Below are 25,793 nucleotides of genomic sequence, written 5' to 3' on the forward strand. Positions count from 1 at the left end.
CCCGGAATTGAGCTAAAAACTCTGGTTCCGTTCCTATCAGGGAACAAGAGGAAGATTGAAAATGAGCGATCTCGTCAAAACAGCGCTGGTGACCGGAGGGTCTCGCGGCATCGGCAAGGCCTGCGCCCTGCGCCTTGCCCGCGAGGGCTTCCAGATATATCTGACCTATGTCAGCCGCCCGGCCGAGGCCGAGGCGGTGGTCGAGGAAATCGCGAACGCAGGCGGCACCGCCCGCGCGTTCCAGCTCGACAGCTCCGACAGGGAGGCCGTTGCGGCCTTCTTCGCCGAACACATCAAGGGCCAGGTGCACCTCTCCGCACTGGTGAACAACGCCGGACTCACGCGCGACGGTCTGCTCATCCGCATGAAGGATGACGACTGGGACCGCGTCATCGACGTGAACCTCACCGGTGCGTTCGCCTGTCTGCGCGAGGCCGCGAAGATCATGGTCCGCCAGCGTGCGGGCCGGATCGTGAATATGGCGTCCGTGGTCGGGCAGTCCGGCAATGCCGGTCAGGCCAACTACGTCGCTTCCAAGTCCGGTCTCATCGGCCTGACCAAGACCGCCGCGCTGGAGCTGGCCTCCCGCGGGATCACGGTCAACGCCGTCGCTCCGGGTTTCATCACCACCGACATGACCGCCGATCTGCCCGAACAGGTCCTCGACTCGTTCAAGGCGCAGATTCCCCTGCAGCGTCCCGGCACGCCCGAGGACATCGCGGGGGCCGTGGCCTTCCTGGTTTCGGACGATGCCTCCTACATCACCGGCCAGGTGCTGTCCGTCACCGGCGGCATGTACATGTGATTGACTGATACGTTACAAACTGAAAACATTGCCCCACATGGGCAAAAAAAACACATCGGAGGGCATTATGTCCGTTGAAGCAAAAGTCAAAGCGATCATTGTCGACCAGCTGGGCGTCGCCGAAGACGAAGTCAAAAACGACGCTTCCTTCGTCGAGGATCTCGGCGCGGATTCCCTGGACCTCACCGAGCTGATCATGGCCATGGAAGAGGAGTTCGGCATCGAGATCGATGACGACGAGGCCCAGAAGCTCGTCAAGGTGCAGGACGCCATCGACTACATCGCCAAGAACAAGTAGGGATTTCCCCGCTTTTCGATATTCGACCCCGAAGCGTCTTGCGGTCCTACGGCCTCAAGGCGCTTCGGCATTTCAAATAGAGCGCTCACTAGCGCGTCCCCGACCCTCAAGAGGCGAGGAACAATGACCAGAAAAAGGGTAGTTGTTACGGGCCTTTCGGCCCTCACCCCCATCGGAAACGATGTCGAGACGAGCTGGAAGAACCTCGTCGACGGCGTTTCCGGCATCGGACCCGTGACCCAGTTCGACGCCACGGAGTTCGCCACCCGCATCGCGGGCGAAGTGAAGGGATTCGAGCCTACCGATTTCATCCCGGCCAAGCAGGCCAAGCGCATGGAGCGCTTCACCCAGTTCGCCGTGGCGTGCTCCAAAATGCTTCTCGATGACGCGGGCTGGACCATCCCGGCCGAAGAGGCCCACCGCGTGGGCGTCAACCTCGGCTGCGGCCTCGGCGGTCTCGACACCATCGAGAAGACCCACGAGAAGCTGATGACGGGCGGCCCCCGCAAGGTGTCCCCCTTCTTCATCCCCATCGTCATCTCCAACATGGCTCCGGGCATGGTGTCCATCGAGGTCGGCGCCAAGGGCCCGAACCTCGCGTCCACCTCGGCCTGTGCCTCCGGCACGCATGCCATCGGCTACGCCTTCTCCGAGATTCTCCTCGGCAGGGCGGACGCCATGATCTGCGGCGGTGTGGAATCCACCATCACGCCTCTCGGCTTCGGCGGATTCTGCTCCCTCAAGGCCATGACCACTCGCAACGACGAGCCGGAACGCGCCTCCCGTCCCTTCGAGAAGGACCGCGACGGATTCGTCATGGGCGAAGGCTGCGGCATGCTGCTGCTTGAGGAATACGAGCACGCCAAGGCTCGCGGCGCGAAGATCTACGCCGAGATCATCGGCTTCGGCGCATCCGGCGACGCGTTCCACATGACCGCGCCCGCCGAGGACGGCGAAGGCATGGCCATCGCCATGCGCGCGTCCCTGTCCGACGCCGGTCTCACCCCCGAGGAGCTCGACCACATCAACGCCCACGGTACCTCGACCTATCTGAACGATCTGTGCGAGACCCGCGCCATCAAGACCGTCTTCGGCGACCACGCCAAGGACATCGCCATCACGGGCAACAAGTCCATGATCGGCCACCTGCTTGGCGCTGCCGGCGGCGTGGAGGCCGTGTTCTCGGTGCTGGCGCTCAACCGGGGCATCATCCCCGGCACCACCAATCTCGACATCCCCGGCGAGGAGTGCGATCTGGACTACACCGCGAACGGCTCCGTCGAAAGACAGTGCACCTACGCCATGTCCAACTCCTTCGGCTTCGGCGGGACCAACGCCAGCATCATCTTCAAGCGATACGAAGACTAGCGAGCATCCCGGCGGCGCAAGCCGCCGGGGCGCCCACGCATCGTCACACCCACAAACGGAAGGTCGTCCCAATGGAAGAACTGCTGCTTCAGGACAGGGAGATCGCGAAGGCGATCAACCTCGAAATCGATCGTCAGACCAGCAAGCTCGAGCTCATCGCCTCCGAGAACTTCACCTCCCCTGCCGTCCGGCAGGCCATGGGAAGCGTGCTCACCCACAAGTACGCCGAAGGATACCCCGGAAAGCGCTACTACGGCGGCTGCGAATACGTCGACATGTGCGAAAACCTCGCCCGCGACCGCGCCATGCAGCTGTTCGGAGCGGAGTACGCCAACGTCCAGCCCCACTCCGGATCGCAGGCCAACATGGCCGTCTACTTCGGATTCCTGAAGCCCGGCGACACCATCATGGGCATGGACCTCTCCCACGGCGGTCACCTCACCCACGGTAGCCCGGTCAGCTTCTCCGGCAAGCTGTATAACGTGGTGTCCTACGGCGTGAAGCGCGAGACCGGCACCATCGACTACGAGCAGGTCGAAACCCTCGCCCGCGAGCACTCGCCCAAGCTCATCATCGCCGGTGCCAGCGCCTACCCGCGCATCATCGATTTCGCCCGCTTCCGCGCCATCGCCGACGAGGTGGGCGCGAAGCTCATGGTCGACATGGCGCACATCGCCGGTCCCGTGGCTGCGGGCCTGCACCCCTCGCCCATCGGAGTGGCCCACATCACCACCACGACCACGCACAAGACCCTGCGCGGCCCCCGCGGCGGCATGATCCTCTCCAGCGAGGAGTACGGAAAGACCCTCAATTCCCAGATCTTCCCCGGCATTCAGGGCGGCCCGCTCATGCACGTCATCGCCGCCAAGGCCGTGGCCTTCGGCGAGGCCCTCAAGCCCGAGTTCAAGCGCTATCAGGAGCAGACGCTCAAGAACTGCGCCACGCTGGCCAAGAGCCTCGTGGACGCGGGTTACGAGCTGGTCTCCGGTGGCACGGACAACCACCTCGTGCTCATGGACCTCACCAACAAGGACATCACCGGCAAGGACGCGGAGATCGCCCTCGACAAGGCGGGCATCACCTGCAACAAGAACACCGTGCCCTTCGAGACCCGCTCGCCCTTCGTGACCTCCGGCGTGCGCCTCGGCACCCCGGCCCTGACCACTCGCGGCTTCCGCGAAGCCGACATAGAGAAGGTCGCCGGCTGGATCGTCGATGTCCTCAAGAACATCGACAACGACACGCGCCTCGAGGAAATCCGCAAGGACGTCGAAACGTTCTCGCGCCAGTTCCCCCTGTTCGCCTGGTAGAAAGCACTGCCGTCCGGGCGGGCCAGTCCCGCCCGGACTTTCGTCGCGTCCCGCCATGATCGCAGGACGGGCGCGCCGCCACCGGCGGCGAAACGACGGGCACTTTGCCCGATTTGACAACGAGAAGACGCGACGGGACGCCCGTCGCACACGGATGCGCCTATGGAAACACGACTGCCCTGGCCCGAATACTTCATGGGAATCACCTACATGGTGTCTGAACGCTCCACCTGCCTGCGGCGAAAGGTTGGCGCCATCGCCGTGCGGGACAAGCGCATCCTCGCCACCGGTTATAACGGTGCGCCCGCAAACATTTCCCACTGCCTAGACGTGGGCTGCCTGCGCGAACAGCTGGGCGTGCCCTCCGGCCAGCGCCACGAAATCTGCCGCGGTCTCCACGCGGAACAAAACGTCATCATCCAGGCCGCCGTGCACGGCGTCAGCATCGCCGGGGCGGACATCTACTGCACCACCCAGCCCTGCCTCATCTGCGCCAAAATGCTCATCAACTGCGGCGTGAAAACCATCTTCTTCGCCGAGGGCTACCCCGACGAGCTTTCCGAAACCATGTTCGCCGAAGCGGGGGTGGGACTTGAACGTCTCGACTATCAGCCCCGATAGGGCCACCGCCTTCATGCTCCACGCCGTGGAGCTGGCCAAGCGCGGCCGCCGCCACACCGCACCGAACCCAAGCGTCGGCGCGCTTTTGGTGTGCGATGGCGAGATCGTGGCCGAGGGCTGGCACCAGCGCTTCGGCGGTCCCCATGCCGAGATCGAATGCCTCGCCAACGCGAAGGCCCGTGGCGTGGACCCGGCCCAGTGCGCCATGTTCGTCACGCTGGAGCCGTGCAACCATCACGGCAAGACCCCGCCCTGCTCCCGCGCCGTCCTCGCCGCCGGAGTGCGCGAACTCTACGTCGGAACGCTGGACCCCAACCCCGTGGCCAAGGGCGGTGCGCAATTCCTGCGCGAGAACGGCGTCGCCGTGCACGTGGGCGTGGCCGAATCGGCCTGCCGCGACCTCATCGCGGACTTCCGCGTGTGGAAGGCCACCGAGCGCCCCTATGTCATCCTCAAGATGGCCGCCACCCTCGACGGCAAGATAGCCACGCGCACCGGGCACTCCCAGTGGGTGAGCGGCGAAGCCTCGCGCCGGTCCGTGCACGAGTTGCGCTCCCGCGTGGACGCCGTCATCGTGGGCGGCGGCACCTTCCGCGCCGACAATCCCGGACTCGACGCACGCCCGCAGAATGCGCCGGACGCCCTGCGCCAGCCGCTGGCCGTGGTGGTCACCGCCACCCTGCCCGCCGCCGACGCGGACTTCCAGCTCCTCGCGCGCCGCGCATCGGAAACGATCTTCTGGACCACACAGGACGCGGCCGACGGCCTGCAGGCCGACGCCCTGCGCACGCTCGGCTGCCGGGTCTGGGGCCTGCCCTCCTCGGGTGACGGTCTGGACCTCGCAAAAGGTCTCGAAAAGCTCCGCAGCGATTGCGGGTGCCTACGCGCACTGTGCGAGGGCGGCGGCGGTTTGGCCTTGAGTTTCCTCGCCAGTGGCCTTATTGACGAGTTCCGCCTCTTCGTCGCCCCCAAGATTCTCGGCGACGAAATGGCCAGAAACCTGTTCACCGGCCGCAGTCCGCTCACCATGGACGAGGCCATCGCCCTGCGCACCGCCGAGACCCGGCAGTGCGGCGAGGACACGCTCATTATCTACCGTCGGGAGGCGGACTGACATGTTCACCGGACTTGTGCAGACAACCGGAACCGTACGCTCCGTGGAAGCGCGCGGCAGCGAGACGCGGCTGTGCATCGGCTTCCCGTCCAGTGCGCTGCCCGATCTCGAACTCGGCGAGAGCATCGCCGTCAACGGCACCTGCCTCACGGTGGAAACCTTCGGCAAGGACTGGTACACCGCCTACGCCTCCGCCGAAACGCTCTCCCACACCAATCTCGGTACGCTGCGCCCCGGCTCGCTGGTCAACCTCGAACGCGCCCTCGCCCTCGGCGACAGGCTGGGCGGGCATCTGGTCAGCGGCCATGTGGACTGCACCGCGCGGGTTCAGTCCATCTCCCCTGCGGGCCTCTCGCGCATCTACCGACTTTCCTTCCCGGCCGAACACGGCCGCTACGTCATAGAAAAGGGCTCCGTGGCCCTCGACGGCATCAGCCTCACGGTCAACGCCTGCGGTCCAGACTGGCTCGAAGTGAACATCATCCCCGAGACCCAGCGCGCCACCACCATCTCTGGCTGGAAGCCCGGCTATGGCGTGAACATGGAAACGGACTTGATAGGCAAGTACGTGCGTCGTATGGTCGCCCCCTGGACCGGCGACGACGCGCAAAGCACGGAAGATTCCTCCGGAATCACCGAGGCCTTCCTGCGCATGAACGGATTCTAGATCGCACAGGACTTCTCTCGGCCCACTTCCCCGGAGGCGGGCCAGATGCCGGGGCGCACTCGCGTCCGGCGATATATTCAACGAGGTAGAAACCATGCCCATCTGCACGGCTGAACAAGCCATCGAAGAAATCCGCAAAGGCCGGATGATCATCCTCGTCGATGACGAGGACCGCGAGAACGAGGGCGACCTCACCATAGCGGCCGAGTTCGCCACCCCCGAGGTCATCAACTTCATGGCCACCCATGGTCGCGGCCTCATCTGCCTGTCCATGGCCGGCGAAATGGTGGACCGCCTCCAGCTGCCCATGATGACCACCAAGAACGAGTCCGGCTTCCAGACTCCGTTCACGGTGTCCATCGAGGCCCGCAACGGCGTGACCACCGGCATCTCCGCCTATGACCGTTCCACCACCATCCTCACCGCCATCAACGACGACGTGACCCCCGACGACATCGTCACTCCGGGCCACATCTTCCCGCTCAAGGCCAATCCCGGCGGCGTGCTCGTGCGCGCGGGACAGACCGAAGGCAGCGTGGACCTCGCCAAGCTCGCAGGCCTCAAGCCCGCTGGCGTCATCTGCGAGATCATGCGCGAGGACGGCAACATGGCTCGCATGCCCGACCTCATCGAGTTCGCCAAGAAGCACGATCTCAAGATCGCCACCATCCGCGACCTCATCGAATACCGCATGAAGTTCGGCAAGCTTGCCGTGGACCGCGTGGCCGAGGCCGACCTCCCCACCTGCTTCGGCGGCATGTTCAAGGCCGTGGCCTTCTACTCCGACATCGACAAGAAGGAGCACCTCGCTCTGGTCAAGGGCGACATCGAACCCGGCGAGCCTGTGCTGGTGCGCGTGCACTCCGAGTGCCTCACCGGCGACACGCTCGGTTCCCTGCGCTGCGACTGCGGCGGCCAGCTCCAGACCGCGATGAACATGATCGCCGAGGAAGGCAAGGGCGTCATCCTCTACATGCGCCAGGAAGGCCGTGGCATCGGCCTGTGCAACAAGATCAAGGCCTACGCCCTTCAGGACAAGGGTCTCGACACCGTCGAGGCCAACCAGAAGCTCGGCTTCAAGGCGGACCTGCGCGACTACGGCGTTGGCGCGCAGATTCTGGTCAGCCTCGGCGTGACCAAGATGCGGCTCATGACCAACAACCCCAAGAAGATCGTGGGCCTCGAAGGCTACGGTCTGGAGGTTGTCGACCGCGTGCCCATCGAGATGAAGTCCTGCCAGTGGAACTACCACTATCTTGAGACCAAGAAAAAGAAGATGGGGCACATGCTCCATCTCGACGACGAGGAATAGCGGCCCGGCGGGCGAAAGCGCCCGCCCCCCATTTCATATCTTTCCATCTGCGAGGAGACCCGCATGTACCACATCAAAACCATCGAGGGACAGTTCCAGGCCGAGGGACTTTCCTTCGCCATCGTCGCGAGCCGTTTCAACGATTTCATCGTTGACCGTCTCATCGGCGGTGCCGTCGATTACCTGTGCCGCAACGGCGCATCCAAGGACAACCTGACCCTCGTCAAGGTGCCCGGCGCCTACGAGCTACCCCTTGCTGCCCGCAAGCTGGCCGCCTCCGGCAAGTACGACGGCGTCATCTGTCTCGGCGCGGTGATCCGCGGCGCGACCCCGCACTTCGACTACGTGTGCTCCGAGTGCGCCAAGGGCATCGCCCACGTTTCGCTGGAAACCAACCTGCCCATCGGCTTCGGTCTGCTGACCACCGATACCCTCGAACAGGCCATCGAGCGCGCCGGTTCCAAGGGCGGCAACAAGGGTGTGGAGGCTGCCGCCGCCACTCTCGAGATGATTCGCGTGCTGGAGCAGATCTAATCCATGACCGACGAGATGAAGAAGGGGAGCCGCAGAGGCGGCCGCAGACGGGCGTTCGAGGTTCTGTACGGACTGTGCTTCAACACTGTCCAGAGCATCGACCAGCTTGAGCGGGCGTTCACCCTCGCACCGGCTCCGTCCGATGAAGCAGCCGAGCGCAATGCCGCCGGCAGGAAGGAGTTCGCTTGGGAGCTCGTAGCCGGTGTGTGGCGCAACCTCGCCGCCATCGACAAGAGGATTGACGAGTACTCCCAGCACTGGAAGCTATCGCGCATCGCCCGCATCGAGCTGACGATCCTGCGCTTGGCCCTGTACGAAATGCTCTGGCTCGACGATGTGCCCGTCAAGGTCACCATCAACGAGGCCGTGGAGCTGGCCAAGCGCTTTGGCGACGACAATTCCAAGAACTTCGTCAACGGCATTCTGGACGCCATTGCCAAAGCTGTTGAAAATGGTCAACTTAGGATTCATTAGGGACGCAGGGCAGACCCCGCCCGGCACCCCGCGCGTCTATCTCGGACGCGGCGCGGACGCCGCCGGAGAGGCCCGCCCAACCATCTGCGCATGGTCCGACAGAAAGGGCCAGCGCTACGAACTCCGCTGGGATGTCCCGGCGGATGTCTCGCGTCTTGGGCAGTGGGGCGGCGGCATGGCCGCCTCCCTCACGGACCTGAACTGGAAGGAGTGGTGGCTGGACACGCAATCCGTGGCCGCCACCCTCGGCCGTTCGGTCACCGAGTCGCTGACCCTGTGGGGGCAGGCTTTCTGGCCCCACTACCACGCGGACTGCGTGGTCTACGTGCTGGTCGGCGACACCCTGCGCGAGTCCGCCTACGCGAGCATCCTCGCGTGGCAACGCTGCTTCCCGCATGTGGCCTTCAACAACAGCTTCGACATTGATCTCCGGGAACGGCAGGAGGCCGAGGCCAGACGCAACGCGACACTGACCGAACGCGTGGCCGACCTGTTCTCCCGCATCCGCGACAGACTGTGAAAGGAAACCCAATGCCTGATTACGCTCCGGAAAGCATAGAGGCCAAGTGGCAGAAAATCTGGGAAGAGGCCGGACACTTCAAGTCCGAGGTCGATCCTAGCAAGCCCAAGTACTACTGCCTCGAAATGTTCCCCTATCCCTCGGGTCGCATCCACATGGGCCACGTGCGCAACTACTCCATCGGCGACGTGGTGGCGCGCTTCAAGCGCATGCAGGGCTTCAACGTGCTGCATCCCATGGGCTGGGACGCCTTCGGCCTGCCCGCCGAAAACGCCGCTGTGAAGAACAACGTGCACCCGGCCAAGTGGACCTACGAGAACATCGCCACCATGCGCACCCAGCTCAAGCGCCTCGGCTACTCCTACGACTGGGACCGCGAGGTGGCCACCTGCCATCCCAAGTACTACAAGTGGGAGCAGCAGTTCTTCGTGCGCCTGTTCGAGAAGGGCCTCGTCTACCGCAAGAAGGCACCCGTGAACTGGTGCCCCACCTGCCACACCGTGCTCGCCAACGAGCAGGTGGAGGAAGGCCTGTGCTGGCGCTGCGACTCCGTTGTTGAGACCCGCGAGCTGTCCCAGTGGTTCCTGAAGATCACCGACTACGCCGACGAACTCCTTGAGTTCCTCGAAAAGCTCCCCGGCTGGCCCGAGCGCGTCAAGACCATGCAGCGCAACTGGATCGGCAAGAGCTACGGCTCCGAGCTGGAATTCGAGATCGAGGGCATCGAGGAGCGCATCCCGGTCTTCACCACCCGGCCCGACACCCTCCACGGTGCGACCTTCATGAGCCTCGCCGCCGAGCATCCGCTGGTCGAGAAGCTCATCGACGGCAAGCCCGAGGCCGAGGCCGTGCGCGCGTTCGTGGACAAGGTCCGCAACATGGACAAGATCGTGCGCGGTTCCGACGACCTCGAAAAGGAAGGCGCGTTCACCGGCGCATACTGCGTGAACGCCGTCACCGGCGCGCGCATGCCCATCTACGTGGCCAACTTCGTGCTCATGGACTACGGCACCGGCGCGGTCATGGCCGTTCCGGCGCACGACCAGCGCGACTTCGAATTCGCCCGCAAGTACGGCCTGCCCCTCAAGGTGGTCATCCAGCCCGAGGGCGAAACCCTCGACCCGGCCACCATGGAGGCTGCCTACACCGAACCCGGAATCCTCGTGAATTCCGGACAGTTCGACGGCATGCACAACGAGGCGGCCAAGACCGCCATCACCGACCACCTCGCCGAGACCGGACGCGGCCGCAAGACCGTGAACTACCGCCTGCGCGACTGGAACATCTCCCGCCAGCGGTACTGGGGCGCGCCCATTCCGATGATCTACTGCAAGAAGTGCGGCATCGTGCCCGTGCCCGAAAAGGACCTGCCCGTGCAGCTGCCCGAGCACGTCCAAACCCGGCCAGACGGACGCAGCCCCCTGCCGGAGACGCCCGAATTCCTCAACGTCCCCTGCCCCAAGTGCGGCGCCATGGCCCGCCGCGAGACCGACACCATGGATACCTTCATGGAGTCCTCGTGGTACTTCCTGCGCTACACCTGCGCCCGCGACGACGAGCAGGCCCTCGACCCCGAGGCGGTGCGCTACTGGCTGCCCGTGGACCAGTACATTGGCGGCATTGAGCACGCCATCCTGCACCTGCTCTACTCGCGCTTCTACATCAAGGCACTTCGCGACGAAAAGTTCATCGACATCGACGAACCCTTCGACAACCTGCTCACGCAGGGCATGGTGCTGCTCGACGGCTCCAAGATGTCCAAGTCCAAGGGCAACATCGTCGATCCCGACCAGATGATCGCCCGCTACGGCGCTGATACCGTGCGCCTGTTCTGCCTCTTCGCCGCTCCGCCGGAGAAGGACCTCGAATGGAGCGATCAGGGCATCGAAGGTTCCGCCCGCTTCATCAAGCGCGTGTGGCGTCTTGTCGAGGAACTCGAAGGCACCCTCTCGCCCGTTGGCGCCTGCGCCCCCGTGGACGGCGTGGAGCTTTCCACCGCCGCCCGCGACCTGCGCCGCAAGGAGCACGAGACCGTGCTCAAGGTCACCTCGGACGTCGAGAAGAACTTCCAGTTCAACACCGCCATCGCCGCGGTGATGGAACTGGTCAACGCCCTATACCTCGCCAAGGACGAACTGGCCGGCACCAAGGACGGAAATCTCGTCCTGTCCTCCGCCGTGAGCACCGCGCTCACCGTCCTCTCTCCCGTCGCGCCCCACGTGTGCGAGGAGATTTGGCAGATGATGGGTTACACCTCGCACCTCGCTGCCCAGCCCTGGCCCATTCTCGACGAAAAGGCCCTCGTCCGCGACGAGCTGACCGTCGTCGTGCAGGTCAACGGCAAGCTGCGCGGCCGCCTGACCGTGCCCGCCTCCGCCTCGCGCGAGGACGTGCAGCGTCTGGCCCTTGAGGAACCCAACGTGACCAAGCACCTCGAAAACGTGACGGTGCGCAAGGTCGTCGTGATTCCCGGCAAACTGGTCAACATAGTGGTGGGCTAAATGACTGTACTGCGCACGATTCTCCTCTCGGCCGTTCTCGCCCTCGCCCTGTCCGGATGCGGCTACCACGCCACCGGCCACGGCGAACACCTCGTCCTCGACGCCTCGCATCGCGCCCTGTGCATCCGTAGCGTGGAGAACCCCACGCTCAAGCCGTGGCTCGAAAGCGTTCTGCGTGCCGAGGTGCGCGACGAATTCACCCGCCGCGGGCACATCGACTGGGCATCCGTCAAGGACGCGCAGGCCGACCTGCACCTCGTGGTCAACTCCTTCCGGTCCGACGCCTCGCTGACCGACTCGGACGACGAGACCATCAAGTCCAGCTCGACCATCACGCTGACGGCCAGAATCGTGAGCAGAGACACGGGCGCGGAGCTGTGGAACTCCGGCCCCGTGAGCGCCAGCCAGTCCTTCACCACCGGCGGCAAGGAATCGGCGGAACACGTCGTCGTGAACCTCGCCGTGCGCAGACTGGCCGACAGGCTGACGCAGGCCTACTAGCCCGCCCAATGGCATATCCGCCGCGCAGGTCCGCACCATGCGGGCCTGCGCGGCACATTCACGCCTACCAGTCAGGAGCAGCATGCCCCGCCCCGGATTCTCCTTCCTCCTCTGCCCCGACGCGGAACTCCTGCGCCAGCAGATCGAAACCCTCGTGGAAACCCACGGCGAGGGGACCACATGGTTCCGCCGCGTCTACTGGGCCGACGACGGCGACCTCCCCGGCGCGTTCTGGCAGGACCTGACCATCCCGGACCTCATGGGCACCTCGCGGCTAGTGGTGGTGCGCCGGGCCAACGCCTTCCTCGTGGACGGCTGGAACCGGCTGACCTCCACCCTGTCGAGCTTCAGCTCCCACATTTGGCCCATCTTCTGCCTCGAAGCCGGGCTGGACAAGCAGGGCAACCCCAAGGCTCCGGCCACGCTGACCAAGCAGAAGTACTGGGCCGTGGCCGAAAAGCGCGGCTGGGTCTGGAGCTCTGCGGGCCTGACCCGCTCCACCCTCCCCGGCTTCATCAAGCGCCACGCCGCCAGAAACGGCGTGACCATCCAGCCCGACGCGCTCAACGCCCTGTCCGACCTGCTTCCGCTGGACGCCCTCGGCGCGCGAAACGAACTCGACAAGCTCATCCTCGCCGCCGGGGACTCGGGCCGCGTGGACGCGTCCATGCTGTCCATCGTCGCGGCGGAGACGGACATGGATGTCTTCGAATTCATCTCCACCCTGTTCTCCGGCGGATCGCCGGAAAAGGTGTGGAAGAAGGTCTTCGACAACCGGCTCGTCAGCTCCACCGACAGCATCCTCTTTTCCTTCCTCGCCCTGCTGCAACGCGAGGCACGCATCCTGTGGGAGTTGGCCCACGGCGACCAGCCCTCGGCCTACGTGCCCCGTGGCGCACTCTCCGCCAAGACGAAGATGGCCCGCAGCCTCGGCGCGACGCGACTCGCCCGCATCTGGGACCTCTCGCTCGAAGCCGAGTTCGGCATCAAGTCCGGCCAGCGCACGCCGGAGCAGGCCTTCGAGGCCCTCGTCGGCGGTCTGTATGGCGTTTTTCGGGATGCAAATCCTACCGGAATGAGATAAATCCTTCTTGAATCCGGCAGGATGCGTCACACGCCACCCTGTGCGGCCACCGCGAAAAATGCTGGCGGCCCCTTGCCCGCCTCGCCACGAAGACCTATTATGAGCGATAACAGGCATTATCTGGGCCACCGCAAACGCCTGCGGGAACAGTTGGCCACCAATCCCGCCCAGTTGGCCGACTACGAGATTCTGGAGTTGTTGCTCGGCCACGTCCTCGTGCGCGTGGACACCAAGCCGCTGGCCAAGGAGCTTCTGACGCGCTTCGGCTCCCTGTACGGAGTTTTCGCCGCGCGGCCTGCGGAGCTTCGCGCCGTGCCGGGCTTCGGCCCGCAGCTTGAGAACTTTTGGCGGTTGTGGCGGGAGACATGGGCGCGCATGGGCGAATCGCGCGTGAAAGAGCGCGAGGTGCTGTGCACCCCGGCCGCCGTGGCCGAAATGGCCCTTGCCCGCCTCGGCCCTGCGGTGAAGGAAGAATTCTGGATCGCGCTGCTCGACACGCGCAACCGCCTGCTGGCCTGGGAGCGGCTCTCCAGCGGCACAGTGGATCAGGCTCCGGTCTACGTGCGCGAGGTGCTGTCCATGGCGCTCGAACGCGCGGCCAGCGCGATCATCCTCATCCACAACCACCCCGGCGGAAACCTGAAGCCGTCGGTGCAGGATGAGGAGATAACGGCCCGCATATGCCGGGCGGCGCATGATCTGGGCATGCGCGTCCTCGACCATCTCGTGGTCGCGGACGGACGATATTTCAGCTTTCAGTCTCAGGGGATGCTCTAGTTTTTTTCGCGCGCCAACCCGAACAAAGGAGGCCATGATGGTTCGCAGCCTGCAATGCGTCGTCACGGGCAAAGTTCAGGGCGTGATGTTCCGGAGCTGGGTCCATGACCAGGCTCGCAACCTCGGCGTCAACGGATGGATCCGCAATCTGGCGGACGGCACCGTCGAGGTGCTGGCGCAAGGGGACGAAGAGTCCATCAACACGCTCAAGCGCCGCCTTTTGGCCGGGCCGCCCCTCTCACGGGTTGACAACGTGCAGTGCAAATGGATCGATTACGACAAGGAACATCAGGGGTTCCAGATCCGATCCTGACGCACGCACAGGACGCCCCCGCGCCGCAGGGCCACGGGGCATGCACGGGCGCACCGCCGAAACGCGCCGCGAAAGCGCGCGCTTCGATCAGTGCGCCCGAACGATTCGACAACACTGCACTCCAAAGGAAGCGCACATGACGGACGATATACTCGATACCATCCTCCTCGTCTCCGAAGGCGACGACACCGCAGGGGCGAAGACGGGCGAAGGGGCGGACGACAACAGCGTCGTCGTCCCCGAGATTCCCGAGGAGCTTCCCGTCCTTCCGGTGCGGGACATCGTGGTTTTCAACTACATGATCCTGCCCCTGTTCGTCGGACGCGAGAAGTCCGTGGCCGCCGTGGACGCCGCCTTGGCCGACAAGCGCCACATTCTCATTCTTTCCCAGCGCGACGAAAAGGTCGACGACCCCACCGGCGACGACCTCTACACCATCGGCACCGTCGGCATGATCATGCGCATGCTCAAAATGCCCGACGGCCGCCTGAAGATTCTCGTGCAGGGCCTTTCGCGCGCCCGCGTCACCGAATTCACCGGCGACACGCCCTACCACACCGCACGTGTGGAACTGATCCGCGAGATGGACGTCACCGACGTGACGCCCACCACCGAGGCCATGCTGCGCACCGCCAAGGACCAGAGCGAAAAGCTCATGACCCTCAAGGGCATGTCCTCGCCGGACATCCTCGGCGTGCTGAACAGCGTGCACGAGCCGGGCCGCATGGCCGACCTCATCGCCTCCAACCTGCGTCTTCGCGTCGAGGACGCGCAGGCCATCCTCGAATGCATCGACCCGCTGGAGCGGCTGGAGCTGATCAACACCCAGCTCGCCCGCGAGATCGAGGTTGCCTCCATGCAGGCCAAGATCCAGTCCATGGCCAAGGAAGGGATGGACAAGGCCCAGCGCGACTTCTTCCTGCGCGAACAGCTCAAGGCCATCCGCCGCGAGCTTGGCGACATGGACGAGGAAAACGAGGAGATCGAGGACATCGCCATGGCCCTCGACAAGGCCAACCCGCCGCAGGAGGTCCGCAAGGAGGCCGACAAGCAGCTCAAGCGGCTGGCCAACATGCATCCGGACTCCTCCGAGGCCACGGTTATCCGCACCTACCTCGACTGGATCGCAGAACTGCCGTGGCGCAAGGCCTCCAAGGATCGGCTGGACATCGTCAAGGCGCAGGAAATCCTCGACGAGGACCACTACAACCTCGAAAAGGTCAAGGAGCGCATCCTCGAATACCTTTCCGTGCGCAAGCTGAACCCGAAGATGAAGGGACCGATCCTGTGCTTCGTGGGCCCTCCCGGCGTGGGCAAGACCTCGCTCGGCCGCTCCATCGCACGGGCGCTCGGCCGCAAGTTCCTGCGCATCTCCCTTGGCGGCATGCGTGACGAGGCCGAAATTCGCGGACACCGCCGCACCTACATCGGTGCCATGCCCGGCCGCGTCATTCAGGGCCTCAAGCAGGTCGGCACGCGCAACCCCGTGTTCATGCTCGACGAAATTGACAAGCTCGGCGCGGACTTCCGCGGCGACCCGTCGTCCGCCCTGCTGGAGGTGCTGGACCCCGAACAGAACTTCTCGTTCTCGGACCACTACCTCAACGTGCCCTTCGACCTGTCGAAGATCATGTTCATCTGCACGGCCAATACGCTGGACACCGTGCCCGCCGCGCTGCTCGACCGCATGGAGACCATCCGCATCCCCGGCTACACCGAGCACGAGAAGGTCCGCATCGCCCGGCGCTACCTGCTGCCCCGGCAGGCCAAGGACAACGGTCTCGAACTCGACGAGGTGCAGATTTCCGACGAGGTGCTGACCCAGACCGTGCGCGACTACACGCGCGAGGCAGGTCTGCGCAACATCGAGCGCGAAATCGGCTCCATCTGCCGCAAGCTCGCCCGGCGCAAGGCCGAGGGTGACGGCGGTCCCTACGTGGTGGACGCCGAGGCCCTCGAAAAGTACCTCGGCCCGGCCCGCTTCCGCGACGACGAGATGGAGAAGATCCTGCCTCCCGGCGTTGCGCTTGGCCTCGCATGGACGCCCTACGGCGGCGAGGTGCTGCACATCGAGATCACGCCCATGAAGGGCAAGGGCAAGCTGACCCTCACCGGAAAGCTCGGCGACGTGATGAAGGAATCCGCGCAGGCGGCAATGTCCTACGCACGCAGCCGCGCCGAACTCTTCGGCATCGACCCCGAGTTCACCGAAAAGCTGGACATCCACGTCCACGTCCCGGCCGGTGCCACCCCCAAGGACGGCCCCTCGGCGGGCGTCACGCTGGTCACGGCGCTCATCTCCGCCCTCACGGAAACCCCCGTGCGCCCGGACATCTGCATGACCGGCGAGATCACCCTGCGCGGCCGCGTGCTCCCCGTGGGCGGCATCAAGGAAAAGATCCTCGCCGCCGTGGCCAACGGCATGAAGCAGGTCTTCATCCCCCGCCAGAACGAGCGCGATCTGGTGGACGTCCCGGCGGACCTCCTGCGCAACATCACGGTCACGCCCGTGGACCTCATCGACGAAATCTGGCCGCAGGCCTGCGTGAAGAAGGACTAGTTCCTCCGGAAACGACACAGCGAAAGGCCCGCATCCATATGGATGCGGGCCTTTCTTCATGCCTGCGCCCGCGTCGCCGACGCTTCGCGCCGCACACGGACAGAAAGATTCGGTGTGGCCTACTCTTCCAGCAGGCCCTGCTCGGCCGCGTGGTCGATGAGTTCCACGATGGCCTTGTCGCCGCCGAGGAAGAGGTCGATGAGCTCATCCTTCTCGCGGTGGGCCAGCTTGGCGTTGACGAAGCCCTTGAGGCCGAGTGCGATGGTCAGTTCGGCCAGCTCCGGCATCTCCTCGCCTTCGGTGACGTGCTCGAAGAGCGCGCCCTCGAAGCAGTCGAGGATCTCTTCCTTGGACAGCGCCTCAAGTTCGGCGCGTTCGTTCAGTTCTTCTGCCATATCCATTCTCCTTGTGAGTCGTATCCAACGGTACGCCAGCACGTTTACCCGCAGCCCGCCCTTCTGTCCACAGCGATGCAATGACCTTTCGCGAGCAATCTGCTACCATGCATACCAGCGCGGGCCGTACCCGCATTCGTCAACACGCAGGGGGAGGACGCATGGACAGACACCTGTGCATTCACGGCCACTTCTACCAGCCGCCGCGAGAGGACCCGTGGCTTCGCACCACACTGCCCGAGGGCAGCGCCGCGCCCGGCCTAAACTGGAACGAGCGCATCGGCCGCGAGAGCTACGCCCCGCTAGCGTGGGCGCGCGTACTCGGCGAGGCGGGACGCATCCGCGACATCGTCAACGTCTACGAATACTTGAGCTTCAACTTCGGCCCCACCCTGTTCACATGGATGGAGCGCAACGATCCCGACACCTACGCCCGCATCATCGAAGCGGACGCGCAGGCCCGCCGACGCATCGGCTTCGGCGGAGCGCTGGCCCAGATATGCCACCACGTCATCATGCCTCTGGCTAGCAACGACGACAAGAAGATTGAAACCGCATGGGCCGTGCAGGATTTCGAGGCCCGCTTCGGACGCCACCCCGACGGCTTGTGGCTTTCCGAAACCGCCGTGGACACGCCGACCCTCGAAGTCCTCGCGCAGGCGGGCATCGCCTTCACGGTCCTCGCGCCACGACAGGCCGCAGCGGTGGCCCCCCTCGGCGCGGACCAGTGGCGCGACGTGGACGAGGGTAGCCTCGACATCAGTCGCCCCTACCGCGTGGAGTTACCCTCGGGCCGCAGCATCAGCGTCTTCTTCTACCACGGCGGACTCTCGCAGGCCGTGGCCTTCGAACAACTCCTGCGCGACGGAGACGCCTTCTGGACCCGCATCCGTGGCGCGTCCATGCCCGGTCTGCTCTCCCTCGCCACCGACGGCGAAACCTACGGCCACCACTTCACCTTCGGCGAAATGGCCCTCGCCTTCATGCTCATGAAGGCCGAGGCCGACCCAGAAATCACCCTCACCAACTACTCCGCACACCTCGCCGCGCACCCGCCCATCGAACGCGTGCGCCTGCGCGAGCCGTCCTCGTGGAGCTGCGTGCACGGCGTGGAGCGCTGGCGGGCGGACTGCGGATGCCACACCGGCGGTCATCCGCGCTGGAACCAGAAATGGCGCGCCCCCCTGCGCCGGGCGCAGGACGGCCTGCGCTCGCACATCCACGCCCACTTCATGCACGCGGGGCCAGACGTCTTCACGGACGCCTTCTCCACCCTGTCCGCCTACGGCAGCGTTCGCTACGGCAAGACGGTACCGCAGGACTTCGCCGCCGAGCACTTCCGCCCCGGCCTCGACGCCACCGGACAGCGCCGTGCGTGGGACCTCCTCGAAATGGAGCAATGGTCGCTGGCCTCGCTGGCGAGTTGCGCATGGTTCTTCGACGACCTCGACCGCATCGAGCCGCTCAACGCCATGACCTACGCACTGCGCGCGCTGGAGCTTGCCCGCGCCACAGGCCTCGCCGACGATCCCGAACCGGCGTACCTGAACGAGTTGGGACAGGCCATCGCCAACGGTCCGCCGCCGCTTTCCGGTGCGGAACTCTACGCCAAGCGCGTCCTGCCGCGCATGGAAAGCGCAGAGAGCCTCGTGGCGCAGGCGCTCATCACCCTATGGGTCCGCGGGCAATCCGGCCTGTCCACGGACAGCGTCGTTCACTGGCCCGGAGTGCGCGTCGAAATCGTCTTCGACGAAGCGCCCGGCGCGAAGCAGGCCGCAGGCCGGGCCATCATCACGCGCCCCGGTGACAGGACAGACGAACACCGCTGGCTATGGGAACGGTCGAGCACCGAAAATCCGCTGGAGTGCACGATCATGCTCCTCGGCCCGGACGGCCAGCCCGGACGCGGCTTCACCCCCGCCATGCTGCCATGGAACAAGCGGCAGGCGCTGTCCCTCGAATGGGTGAAGGCCACGGAAGACACACAGTGGCAGCGGCAGGAGATTGCCGCCGGGGCGGGGCTGCACTTCATGCAGCCATGGACGGAGTCGCAGGCCACGCAGAACATGGCATGGGCATGGGGAAGACTGTGGGCACCGTTGGCGTGGGCGCACGTGATGGCCGGAGATCGCAGCCCGCGCAACGTGCGGGAGTTTCTGCTCGCTCACGCGCCGGGCGAAAGCGACCGCCGGGCCTTCGAGCGCCGCATCGTGGGCGAGGCGCTACGACTGCTCGGCGACACGCCGAACTGCCCGAAGGTGCTGGACATACTGCGCCGGGCCGCGGACGTGTGTCCGGGCCTCGACATGTGGCGGGTTCAGAACAGGGTATGGTGCCTCGACATCCGGCACGAAGGCCAGTGGGAACTCTCGCAGTTCCTCGGCTTCGCGCCGGATGTCAGGGCCTGACGGCTAGTAGTGGGGCGGGACCTCGTCTGCGGGCCCGCCTCCGGACTCCATGTCGATGGACGCGAGCTTGCTCACCACGAGGTCGAGCCGGCGCTCAAGCATGTCGATCTGCTTCTGCTGCGCGGCAATGACGTCGTTGAGGTCGTCGATGACCTTGAGGTTGAGCGCCACATCGCTTTCGAGCTTGATAATCCGATCCTCGTACGTTCTTTCCATGACAACCTCCCGGATGTCGCCCCGTGACCGGGGCCGCCCGTCCCTGTGGCCATCGCCGTCAGAGCGGGACGTTTTCGCCGGACAAGTCCAGTATGATCGAAAATTCCTCGGGGCTCACGGGCTGCACCGACAGCCGCGATCCCTTCCTCAACAGTTCCATGTTCTCAAGTCCCGCCACGGTGCGCAAGAACTTCAGGGACAGCGAACGCGAAAATCTGCACACCAGCCGCACGTCCACCATGTACCACACGGGATTCTCCGGCGTGCTGCGCGGGTCATAATGCGCGGCGGTCGGGTCCTGCGCGGTGTGGTCCGGATAGCCCTCGCGCACCACCTCAGCCACGCCGACCACTCCGGGGGCCGTGACGCTGTGGTAGAACAGCGCGAGGTCGCCCACGCGCATCTTGTCGCGCAGGATGTTCCGGGCCTGATAATTGCGCACCCCGTCCCACGCGCCGACGCCCCCCGGCTCCGCCGCGAGGTCGTCGATGGAGTAGGCACCGGGTTCGCTCTTTAGGAGCCAGTAGCGCCGCGCCATGGCCCGGCTACTCCGCGTCCCCGCCTTGGGCGGTACGCTCGCGCCATTCGGCCCAGGCCTTCTCGGCGCGGCTAGCGTACATTTCCTTGCGCTTGTTCTTGCCCGCGCGGGCATTGAGCGGCGGCATCAGCCCGAACTGCACGTTGGAGGGCTGGAAGTTGTCCGTCTCCTCGAACAGATGGCCGAGCAGCGCGCCCATGGCCGTCTCGCGCGGGGGAAGGTCCACATGCGCGCCGGTAAACTTCGCAGCCAGATGCATGCCGAGCCACAGTCCACACGCGGCGGACTCCACGTAGCCCTCAACGCCGGTGATCTGTCCGGCGAGGTACACGTTCTCGCGCGACTTGAGCCGCAGGTCCTCACTCAGCGCATGCGGGGCGTTGACGTAGGTGTTGCGGTGAATGCTGCCCATGCGCTCGAACTCGGCGTTCTCCAGTCCCGGAATCATGCGGAACACGCGCTTCTGCTCGGGGTAGGTCAGCTTGGTCTGGAAGCCCACCATGTTGAAGCGCGTGCGCTCCTTATTCTCGGCCCGCAGCTGGACCACGGCGAAGGGCCGCCCGCCGGTGCGCGGATCGGTCAGCCCCACAGGCTTGAGGGGGCCGAAGGTCAGGGTCTGCGGACCGCGCTCGGCCATGGCCTCCACGGGCAGGCAGCCTTCGAAATGAATTTCCTTCTCGAAGTCGTGGGGCTTCACCTTGTCTGCCGCCAGAAGCTCGTTGTAGAACGCGAGGTATTCCTCCTCGGTCATGGGGCAGTTCAGGTAGTCGTCGTCCTCGGGACGCCAGCGCGATCCCCAGAAGGCCTTGTTCAGATCCACGGAATCCGCGGCGATGATGGGCGCGATGGCATCGTAAAAATACAGGCGCTCGTCGCCTACGGCGCGGGCGAGGCTCACGGCCAGTTCGTCGCTGGCCAGCGGACCTGCGGCGATGACCACGGCGTCGTACCCGGCCAGTTCCGGGGCGTCCACGTCCTTCACCTCGGCCCGGCGCACCTCGATGAGCGCGTGGCCCTCGATGCGTTCGGTGATGTACTGCGAAAAGCGCTCGCGATCCACGGCCAGCGCCTTGCCCGCCGGGACGCACGTCGCGTCGGCGGCTTCGAGGACGAGGCTGCCCGCGTCGCGCATCTCGCGCTTGAGCTGGCCCACGGCGGTGGTGTTTTCGTCGCTACGCAGGGAGTTGGAGCACACGAGTTCCGCAAGACCCGGCTCCACATGCGCCGGGGAATAGCGCTCCGGCTTCATCTCGAACACCACGCAGGACACGCCAGCCTCGGCCAGACGCCACGCGCACTCGCACCCGGCCAGTCCGCCGCCGACGATGGCCACCTTCGCCTGATTCACATCGTTCATATCCACACCCATATCGTTTTGCTCCGGGCGCGGCATCCACGGCCCCGCCCCGACGTTTCATCCATCATGCCCGCAACGGCCACGCGCCGTCGTCATCGGCCCCGCCACCACGACGCATTGACAATGCGCCCACGCGCACCTCACAATGCGTGGCGGCACGCGTTATCTTCCACAATTCCCCCCGCGAGGCAAACACCTTCATGCAGCTTCTCGACGTACGCGACCTCAGAACCCACTTCTTCACCGCCCACGGCGTGGCCAAGGCGGTGGACGGCGTGACACTCTCCGTCGCCCCCGGCGAAACCATGGCCATCGTCGGCGAATCCGGATGCGGCAAGACCATGCTCGCCCTGTCCGTGCTGCGCCTCGTCCCCTCGCCTCCCGGACGCATCGTCGGCGGCGACATCCGCTTCGACGGCCGCGACATCCTCGCCCTCGACGAGGAGGAAATGCGCTCCATCCGCGGCAACAGCATCTCCATGATCTTTCAGGAGCCGATGAGCAGCCTGAACCCCGTGTTCCGCGTGGGCGAGCAGATCGCCGAAGCCCTGCGTCTGCACCAGCGCATGGGGCGGCGCGAGGCGCTGGCCGCCGCCGTGGACCTGCTGCACATGGTGGGCATCCCCGAACCGGCCAGCCGCGCCCGCAGCTATCCGCACGAGATGAGCGGCGGCATGCGCCAGCGCGTGGTCATCGCCATGGCCCTTGCCTGCGACCCGCGCCTCGTGCTGGCCGACGAACCGACCACCGCCCTCGACGTGACCATTCAGGCCCAGATTCTCGACCTTATGATGGAACTGCGCGAACGCCGCAACGCCGCCATCGTCTTCATCACCCACGATCTCGGCGTGGTGGCGCAGACCTGCACCCGCGTGGCCGTCATGTACGCCGGGCGCATCGTCGAGGAATCTCCGGTGCGCGACCTCTTCCGCGAACCGCTGCACCCCTACACCAAGGGACTCATGCGCTCCGTGCCGCGCATCGACCGCACCGAGCGCCTCGTCCCGGTCAGCGGCATGGTGCCGAACCTCGTCGACCTGCCGCAGGGCTGCCACTTCAACCCGCGCTGTCCCCACGCCTTCGACCGCTGCCGCGAGGAGCTTCCCCCGCTTACGGACCTCGGCGCGGGGCGCAGGGTCCGCTGCTGGCTGCACGCCTAGGTCCGCCATGTCGCTTCTGGCCGTGGACCTCGGCATCCGCACCGGGCTTGCCCTCTTCGCCGAGGATGGCCGCCTCGTCTGGTACCGCTCCCAGAACTTCGGCTCCCACGCCCGGCTCCGGCGCGGCGCACCCGGCGTGCTGCGCTCCTGCGACACGCTCACCAGCGTCATCCTCGAAGGCGGCGGCTCCATCGCCAACATCTGGGAAAAGGAAGCCCTGCGCTTCGGCCTGCCCGTCGAAATCATCAGCGCCGAAACGTGGCGCGCGGATTTCCTCAAGCCCAGCATCCGCAACAATGGCCCCCTCGCCAAACTCGCGGCGGACGACCTCGCCCGTCGCGTCATCGACGCATCAGGAGCCAAACGCCCCACCTCCGTACGCCACGACGCCGCCGAGGCCATCCTCATCGGCCTATGGGGTGCTATCCGCGCCGGGTGGGTCGGCGCGGTGCCGTGGTAGGGAGCGTATCGTTCCCTGCCCCATGCAAGACGTAGGCTCCGCCAGCCAAGGGGCCACTGGCCCCTTGGAACCCCGATATGCGATAGGCCGTCTGCCCTTGGCGCACCGTGCGGCTTTGCACGACGACCCCCTATTTGGGATTCTCAAGGGCCCACGGCCCTTGAGCGGGGTCCGGGGCTGGCCCCGGTCCGTCCCGCATGCCGCAAAGAACGATACGGCACGCCCTAGGCACCCCTAGGCGACCCTATGCCGTCCCAACCCGTAGAACAGCGCAAGCGAGGCGAGCGCGCCGCAGGTGTCGAGCAGCATGTCCTTCTGGGCGTCCCACACGTCACCCTGCGAACCAAGGAACTCGTGCCCCACGTCACCGCCCTCCAGCACCGCGAACCACCATTCCAGAATCTCGTACCCCGCCGCCACGCTCATGATGAGGAACAGCCCGAACAGCCCGGCCACGACAGGCCCGGTCCAACGCCTGCGCAGGAGCAGTTCGGCGGCGGCAAAAGCATAGAAGCCCACGGAGAAGTGCCCGATGCGGTCGAAATGGTTTCGCTCGAACCCGAAGAGATCGGTGACGAAGCCGAAGGGAACGTGGGCGAACATGTAATGGCCGCCCACCGTATGCCAAAAGAGCCACACGGCCATGAGCGCATAGGCGAGGTTCGAGAACCGGAAACGTGTGTAGGTGCAGGCAAGGATGAGAAACACGCCGATGACGGGAAGATTCTCCGCCCACCACACGCGGCGCGAAAACGGCTCCACGGCCCAGTACGCCCAGAAGACGACGAAGACGAGACCGAGCACCAAAGGAAAACGACGGGAAAGCCACTGCATGGAAAATCTCCTGTTTCGGAACCTGATTGCACGCCAATGCGGCTTGCACGACTCATGCATCACGCATGGAATAGGGAAAGACACACCCGCTCGCCTTGCATTTTCGCACTTCACCGCGTAGGGAATTTGGTTTTTGGCCGTTGCGTCCTTTGGGGCGCGCCACGCTAACCGCTCCGCAGGGAGCATTGCACAAGGGGTACATAGCAATGAATTCAGGGAAGGGAAACGCGCTCGCGCTCCTGCCGCTTGCCGTGTTTCTGGTCATCTTCATCGGCGCTGGCGTCTGGCTGACGCTGGCCGGAACCAAGATGGCCTTCTACCAGGTCTCCGCCACCGTGGCCATCCTTCCGGCCATCGTGCTGGCGGTGCTGCTGGCCAGGGAAAAGGCCACCGAGAGCATCGGGGCGTTCATCGAGGGCGCAGGCGACGGCAGCATCGTGACCATGTGCATGATCTACCTGCTGGCCGGAGCGTTCGCCAAGGTCGCCGGTGCCGTGGGCGGCGTGGAATCCACCGTCAACCTCGGCCTGTCCGTCATTCCGGCGAGCATGGTCCTGCCGGGCCTGTTCGTCATCGGCGCGTTCATCTCCACCGCCATGGGCACCTCCATGGGCACCATCGCAGCCGTGGCCCCCATCGCCGTGGGCGTGGCCGCCAAGACCGACATCTCCCTCGCCCTACTCATGGGCGCGGTGGTCGGCGGCGCCATGTTCGGCGACAACCTGTCCATGATCTCCGACACCACAATCGCCGCCACGCGCACGCAGGGCTGCGACATGCAGGACAAGTTCAAACTGAACTTCAAGATCGCCCTGCCCGCCGCCATCCTCAGCGTGATCATCTTCGCCGTACTCGGCGCGAGCGGCCACGTGCAGCAGACCGGCGACTACCAGATCGTGAAGGTGCTGCCCTACGTGGGCGTTCTGGGTCTGGCGCTGGCGGGCGTGAACGTGTTCATCGTGCTGGCCGCGGGCATCGTGTTCGCTGGCGCGGTGGGCCTCGCCTACACGGACGGCTACACCCTGCTCAATCTTTCCGCCGACATCTACGGCGGCTTCACGGGAATGCAGGAAATCCTCGTGCTGTCGCTCATGATCGGCGGCCTCGGCGCGCTCATCAAGCGCGGCGGCGGCATCGACTGCATCCTTGCGTTCATCGAGCGCGTGACGCGCGGCAGCCGCAGCACCAAGGCCGGAGAGCTGTCCATCGCCGCTCTGGTGAGCCTCGTGGACGTGTGCACGGCCAACAACACCGTGGCCATCATCGTCACCGGCGGCGTGGCCAAGGAAATCGCCGAGAAGAACAACGTGGACATGCGCCGCAGCGCCAGTCTGCTCGACATCTTCTCCTGCGTCATCCAGGGCATCATCCCCTACGGCGCGCAGGTCCTCCTGGCAGGCTCCATCGCCGCCATCTCGCCCATCAACATCGTGGGCAGCATGTACTACTGCTACCTGCTCGCCGCGGTGGCCACGCTGAGCATCCTGCTCGGCTTCCCCGCAGCGCGAAAACGCTAATCGCTCATTACGGACCGCGGACGGCACACCCTGTGCCTCCGCGGTCCTTTCGCATGCAGTCACGGCCGTGGCGAATGTCCGGCGCGCGACGCATGCTCTTGCCTCACCCCCAGTTTTGGACTACGCAATTTGCCGCGCAAAAACGCGCG

Annotated in this window: 26 protein-coding genes; 21 read left to right on the top strand and 5 right to left on the bottom strand. The window is 65.3% G+C overall.

What is annotated here, in order from left to right; all coding sequences use genetic code 11:
- The first annotated feature begins 61 nt into the window (after positions 1-61).
- The 17 genes from fabG to lon all read left to right on the top strand — a co-directional run bounded on the left by fabG (position 62) and on the right by lon (position 16,759).
- A complete protein-coding gene (gene fabG, locus GGQ74_RS13280) occupies positions 62-805 on the top strand; it encodes a 3-oxoacyl-[acyl-carrier-protein] reductase (protein WP_167942079.1) in 744 nt (247 codons plus the stop codon).
- Between the two features lie 67 nt (positions 806-872).
- Entirely contained in the window at positions 873-1,103 is a 231-nt protein-coding gene (acpP, locus tag GGQ74_RS13285) for an acyl carrier protein (protein ID WP_167942080.1), read from the top strand.
- 123 nt (positions 1,104-1,226) lie between these two features.
- On the top strand, positions 1,227-2,471 hold the full coding sequence (fabF, locus tag GGQ74_RS13290; RefSeq protein ID WP_167942081.1) for a beta-ketoacyl-ACP synthase II: 1,245 nt from the start codon (positions 1,227-1,229) through the stop codon (positions 2,469-2,471).
- A gap of 71 nt (positions 2,472-2,542) precedes the next feature.
- A complete protein-coding gene (gene glyA, locus GGQ74_RS13295; RefSeq protein ID WP_167942082.1) occupies positions 2,543-3,781 on the top strand; it encodes a serine hydroxymethyltransferase in 1,239 nt (412 codons plus the stop codon).
- A 162-nt stretch (positions 3,782-3,943) separates the two neighbouring features.
- Positions 3,944-4,402: a deoxycytidylate deaminase gene (locus GGQ74_RS13300; RefSeq protein WP_167942083.1), complete on the top strand. Its 459-nt coding sequence runs from the start codon at positions 3,944-3,946 to the stop codon at positions 4,400-4,402.
- Entirely contained in the window at positions 4,389-5,516 is a 1,128-nt protein-coding gene (gene ribD, locus GGQ74_RS13305; protein WP_167942226.1) for a bifunctional diaminohydroxyphosphoribosylaminopyrimidine deaminase/5-amino-6-(5-phosphoribosylamino)uracil reductase RibD, read from the top strand. The genes GGQ74_RS13300 and ribD overlap by 14 nt, the downstream gene beginning before the upstream one ends.
- A gap of 1 nt (position 5,517) precedes the next feature.
- Positions 5,518-6,183 (top strand): riboflavin synthase, encoded by a 666-nt coding sequence (locus tag GGQ74_RS13310; protein WP_167942084.1) that lies wholly within the window; start codon positions 5,518-5,520, stop codon positions 6,181-6,183.
- A gap of 94 nt (positions 6,184-6,277) precedes the next feature.
- On the top strand, positions 6,278-7,495 hold the full coding sequence (locus tag GGQ74_RS13315) for a bifunctional 3,4-dihydroxy-2-butanone-4-phosphate synthase/GTP cyclohydrolase II (RefSeq protein WP_167942085.1): 1,218 nt from the start codon (positions 6,278-6,280) through the stop codon (positions 7,493-7,495).
- Between the two features lie 63 nt (positions 7,496-7,558).
- Complete coding sequence (gene ribH, locus GGQ74_RS13320) at positions 7,559-8,029, top strand: 6,7-dimethyl-8-ribityllumazine synthase (protein ID WP_167942086.1); 471 nt, start codon at positions 7,559-7,561, stop codon at positions 8,027-8,029.
- Between the two features lie 3 nt (positions 8,030-8,032).
- On the top strand, positions 8,033-8,503 hold the full coding sequence (nusB, locus tag GGQ74_RS13325; RefSeq protein ID WP_167942087.1) for a transcription antitermination factor NusB: 471 nt from the start codon (positions 8,033-8,035) through the stop codon (positions 8,501-8,503).
- Complete coding sequence (locus GGQ74_RS13330; protein WP_167942088.1) at positions 8,481-9,023, top strand: hypothetical protein; 543 nt, start codon at positions 8,481-8,483, stop codon at positions 9,021-9,023. Before nusB ends, GGQ74_RS13330 begins: the two co-directional genes overlap by 23 nt.
- 11 nt (positions 9,024-9,034) lie before the next feature.
- Complete coding sequence (gene leuS, locus GGQ74_RS13335) at positions 9,035-11,524, top strand: leucine--tRNA ligase (protein ID WP_167942089.1); 2,490 nt, start codon at positions 9,035-9,037, stop codon at positions 11,522-11,524.
- Positions 11,525-12,025 (top strand): LPS assembly lipoprotein LptE, encoded by a 501-nt coding sequence (gene lptE / locus GGQ74_RS13340; RefSeq protein WP_167942090.1) that lies wholly within the window; start codon positions 11,525-11,527, stop codon positions 12,023-12,025.
- 82 nt (positions 12,026-12,107) lie between these two features.
- Entirely contained in the window at positions 12,108-13,109 is a 1,002-nt protein-coding gene (holA, locus tag GGQ74_RS13345) for a DNA polymerase III subunit delta (RefSeq protein ID WP_167942091.1), read from the top strand.
- A gap of 99 nt (positions 13,110-13,208) precedes the next feature.
- Entirely contained in the window at positions 13,209-13,886 is a 678-nt protein-coding gene (gene radC / locus GGQ74_RS13350) for a RadC family protein (RefSeq protein WP_167942092.1), read from the top strand.
- Between the two features lie 34 nt (positions 13,887-13,920).
- Positions 13,921-14,199, top strand: a complete 279-nt coding sequence (locus tag GGQ74_RS13355) for an acylphosphatase (protein WP_425338093.1) — start codon at positions 13,921-13,923, stop codon at positions 14,197-14,199.
- A 136-nt stretch (positions 14,200-14,335) separates the two neighbouring features.
- On the top strand, positions 14,336-16,759 hold the full coding sequence (gene lon, locus GGQ74_RS13360; RefSeq protein ID WP_167942093.1) for an endopeptidase La: 2,424 nt from the start codon (positions 14,336-14,338) through the stop codon (positions 16,757-16,759).
- A 119-nt stretch (positions 16,760-16,878) separates the two neighbouring features.
- Here the strand turns inward: lon and GGQ74_RS13365 are convergent, their stop codons facing one another.
- A complete protein-coding gene (locus tag GGQ74_RS13365) occupies positions 16,879-17,154 on the bottom strand; it encodes a hypothetical protein (protein WP_167942094.1) in 276 nt (91 codons plus the stop codon).
- Positions 17,155-17,315: 161 nt separating this feature from the next.
- Between GGQ74_RS13365 and GGQ74_RS13370 the strand changes: the two genes are divergently transcribed.
- Positions 17,316-19,562 carry a DUF3536 domain-containing protein gene (locus GGQ74_RS13370; RefSeq protein WP_167942095.1) on the top strand — a complete coding sequence of 749 codons (2,247 nt, stop codon included), beginning with the start codon at positions 17,316-17,318 and terminating at the stop codon, positions 19,560-19,562.
- Positions 19,563-19,565: 3 nt separating this feature from the next.
- On the opposite strand, the gene GGQ74_RS13375 is transcribed toward GGQ74_RS13370, so the two are convergent.
- From GGQ74_RS13375 to trmFO, 3 genes are read right to left on the bottom strand one after another with little or no spacing between them, the layout of a single operon-like run.
- Positions 19,566-19,778, bottom strand: a complete 213-nt coding sequence (locus GGQ74_RS13375; RefSeq protein ID WP_167942096.1) for a SlyX family protein — start codon at positions 19,776-19,778, stop codon at positions 19,566-19,568.
- Between the two features lie 58 nt (positions 19,779-19,836).
- Positions 19,837-20,316, bottom strand: coding sequence for an EVE domain-containing protein (locus tag GGQ74_RS13380; protein ID WP_167942097.1), 480 nt, complete (start codon positions 20,314-20,316; stop codon positions 19,837-19,839).
- Between the two features lie 7 nt (positions 20,317-20,323).
- Positions 20,324-21,685 (bottom strand): methylenetetrahydrofolate--tRNA-(uracil(54)-C(5))-methyltransferase (FADH(2)-oxidizing) TrmFO, encoded by a 1,362-nt coding sequence (trmFO, locus tag GGQ74_RS13385; RefSeq protein ID WP_245168304.1) that lies wholly within the window; start codon positions 21,683-21,685, stop codon positions 20,324-20,326.
- Positions 21,686-21,873: 188 nt separating this feature from the next.
- Here trmFO and GGQ74_RS13390 point away from each other — a divergent pair, with 188 nt between their 5' ends.
- The gene (locus tag GGQ74_RS13390) at positions 21,874-22,833 is read left to right on the top strand and encodes an ABC transporter ATP-binding protein (protein ID WP_167942098.1); all 960 of its coding nucleotides are present in this window, start codon (positions 21,874-21,876) and stop codon (positions 22,831-22,833) included.
- Between the two features lie 7 nt (positions 22,834-22,840).
- Positions 22,841-23,293 carry a hypothetical protein gene (locus GGQ74_RS13395; protein ID WP_167942099.1) on the top strand — a complete coding sequence of 151 codons (453 nt, stop codon included), beginning with the start codon at positions 22,841-22,843 and terminating at the stop codon, positions 23,291-23,293.
- A gap of 234 nt (positions 23,294-23,527) precedes the next feature.
- Here the strand turns inward: GGQ74_RS13395 and GGQ74_RS13400 are convergent, their stop codons facing one another.
- Positions 23,528-24,127 (bottom strand): DUF2238 domain-containing protein, encoded by a 600-nt coding sequence (locus GGQ74_RS13400; RefSeq protein WP_167942100.1) that lies wholly within the window; start codon positions 24,125-24,127, stop codon positions 23,528-23,530.
- Positions 24,128-24,333: 206 nt separating this feature from the next.
- Here GGQ74_RS13400 and GGQ74_RS13405 point away from each other — a divergent pair, with 206 nt between their 5' ends.
- Positions 24,334-25,644: a Na+/H+ antiporter NhaC family protein gene (locus GGQ74_RS13405; RefSeq protein WP_167942101.1), complete on the top strand. Its 1,311-nt coding sequence runs from the start codon at positions 24,334-24,336 to the stop codon at positions 25,642-25,644.
- The last annotated feature ends 149 nt before the right edge of the window (positions 25,645-25,793 follow it).

The sequence above is a fragment of the Desulfobaculum xiamenense genome, from assembly GCF_011927665.1.
Taxonomy (GTDB): Bacteria; Desulfobacterota; Desulfovibrionia; order Desulfovibrionales; family Desulfovibrionaceae; genus Desulfobaculum; species Desulfobaculum xiamenense.

What these genes read in the sequence shown, in the direction of transcription:
- GGQ74_RS13380 (WP_167942097.1), bottom strand. Translation starts at nt 20,316, where the DNA reads ATGGCGCGGCGCTACTGGCTCCTAAAGAGCGAACCCGGTGCCTACTCC.
- acpP (WP_167942080.1), top strand. Translation starts at nt 873, where the DNA reads ATGTCCGTTGAAGCAAAAGTCAAAGCGATCATTGTCGACCAGCTGGGC.
- holA (WP_167942091.1), top strand. Translation starts at nt 12,108, where the DNA reads ATGCCCCGCCCCGGATTCTCCTTCCTCCTCTGCCCCGACGCGGAACTC.
- GGQ74_RS13375 (WP_167942096.1), bottom strand. Translation starts at nt 19,778, where the DNA reads ATGGAAAGAACGTACGAGGATCGGATTATCAAGCTCGAAAGCGATGTG.
- GGQ74_RS13310 (WP_167942084.1), top strand. Translation starts at nt 5,518, where the DNA reads ATGTTCACCGGACTTGTGCAGACAACCGGAACCGTACGCTCCGTGGAA.
- GGQ74_RS13365 (WP_167942094.1), bottom strand. Translation starts at nt 17,154, where the DNA reads ATGGCAGAAGAACTGAACGAACGCGCCGAACTTGAGGCGCTGTCCAAG.
- GGQ74_RS13300 (WP_167942083.1), top strand. Translation starts at nt 3,944, where the DNA reads ATGGAAACACGACTGCCCTGGCCCGAATACTTCATGGGAATCACCTAC.
- leuS (WP_167942089.1), top strand. Translation starts at nt 9,035, where the DNA reads ATGCCTGATTACGCTCCGGAAAGCATAGAGGCCAAGTGGCAGAAAATC.
- fabF (WP_167942081.1), top strand. Translation starts at nt 1,227, where the DNA reads ATGACCAGAAAAAGGGTAGTTGTTACGGGCCTTTCGGCCCTCACCCCC.
- GGQ74_RS13390 (WP_167942098.1), top strand. Translation starts at nt 21,874, where the DNA reads ATGCAGCTTCTCGACGTACGCGACCTCAGAACCCACTTCTTCACCGCC.
- GGQ74_RS13370 (WP_167942095.1), top strand. Translation starts at nt 17,316, where the DNA reads ATGGACAGACACCTGTGCATTCACGGCCACTTCTACCAGCCGCCGCGA.
- GGQ74_RS13330 (WP_167942088.1), top strand. Translation starts at nt 8,481, where the DNA reads ATGGTCAACTTAGGATTCATTAGGGACGCAGGGCAGACCCCGCCCGGC.
- GGQ74_RS13315 (WP_167942085.1), top strand. Translation starts at nt 6,278, where the DNA reads ATGCCCATCTGCACGGCTGAACAAGCCATCGAAGAAATCCGCAAAGGC.
- lptE (WP_167942090.1), top strand. Translation starts at nt 11,525, where the DNA reads ATGACTGTACTGCGCACGATTCTCCTCTCGGCCGTTCTCGCCCTCGCC.
- GGQ74_RS13400 (WP_167942100.1), bottom strand. Translation starts at nt 24,127, where the DNA reads ATGCAGTGGCTTTCCCGTCGTTTTCCTTTGGTGCTCGGTCTCGTCTTC.
- GGQ74_RS13355 (WP_425338093.1), top strand. Translation starts at nt 13,921, where the DNA reads ATGATGGTTCGCAGCCTGCAATGCGTCGTCACGGGCAAAGTTCAGGGC.
- glyA (WP_167942082.1), top strand. Translation starts at nt 2,543, where the DNA reads ATGGAAGAACTGCTGCTTCAGGACAGGGAGATCGCGAAGGCGATCAAC.
- trmFO (WP_245168304.1), bottom strand. Translation starts at nt 21,685, where the DNA reads ATGGGTGTGGATATGAACGATGTGAATCAGGCGAAGGTGGCCATCGTC.
- nusB (WP_167942087.1), top strand. Translation starts at nt 8,033, where the DNA reads ATGACCGACGAGATGAAGAAGGGGAGCCGCAGAGGCGGCCGCAGACGG.
- GGQ74_RS13405 (WP_167942101.1), top strand. Translation starts at nt 24,334, where the DNA reads ATGAATTCAGGGAAGGGAAACGCGCTCGCGCTCCTGCCGCTTGCCGTG.
- radC (WP_167942092.1), top strand. Translation starts at nt 13,209, where the DNA reads ATGAGCGATAACAGGCATTATCTGGGCCACCGCAAACGCCTGCGGGAA.
- GGQ74_RS13395 (WP_167942099.1), top strand. Translation starts at nt 22,841, where the DNA reads ATGTCGCTTCTGGCCGTGGACCTCGGCATCCGCACCGGGCTTGCCCTC.
- ribH (WP_167942086.1), top strand. Translation starts at nt 7,559, where the DNA reads ATGTACCACATCAAAACCATCGAGGGACAGTTCCAGGCCGAGGGACTT.
- lon (WP_167942093.1), top strand. Translation starts at nt 14,336, where the DNA reads ATGACGGACGATATACTCGATACCATCCTCCTCGTCTCCGAAGGCGAC.
- fabG (WP_167942079.1), top strand. Translation starts at nt 62, where the DNA reads ATGAGCGATCTCGTCAAAACAGCGCTGGTGACCGGAGGGTCTCGCGGC.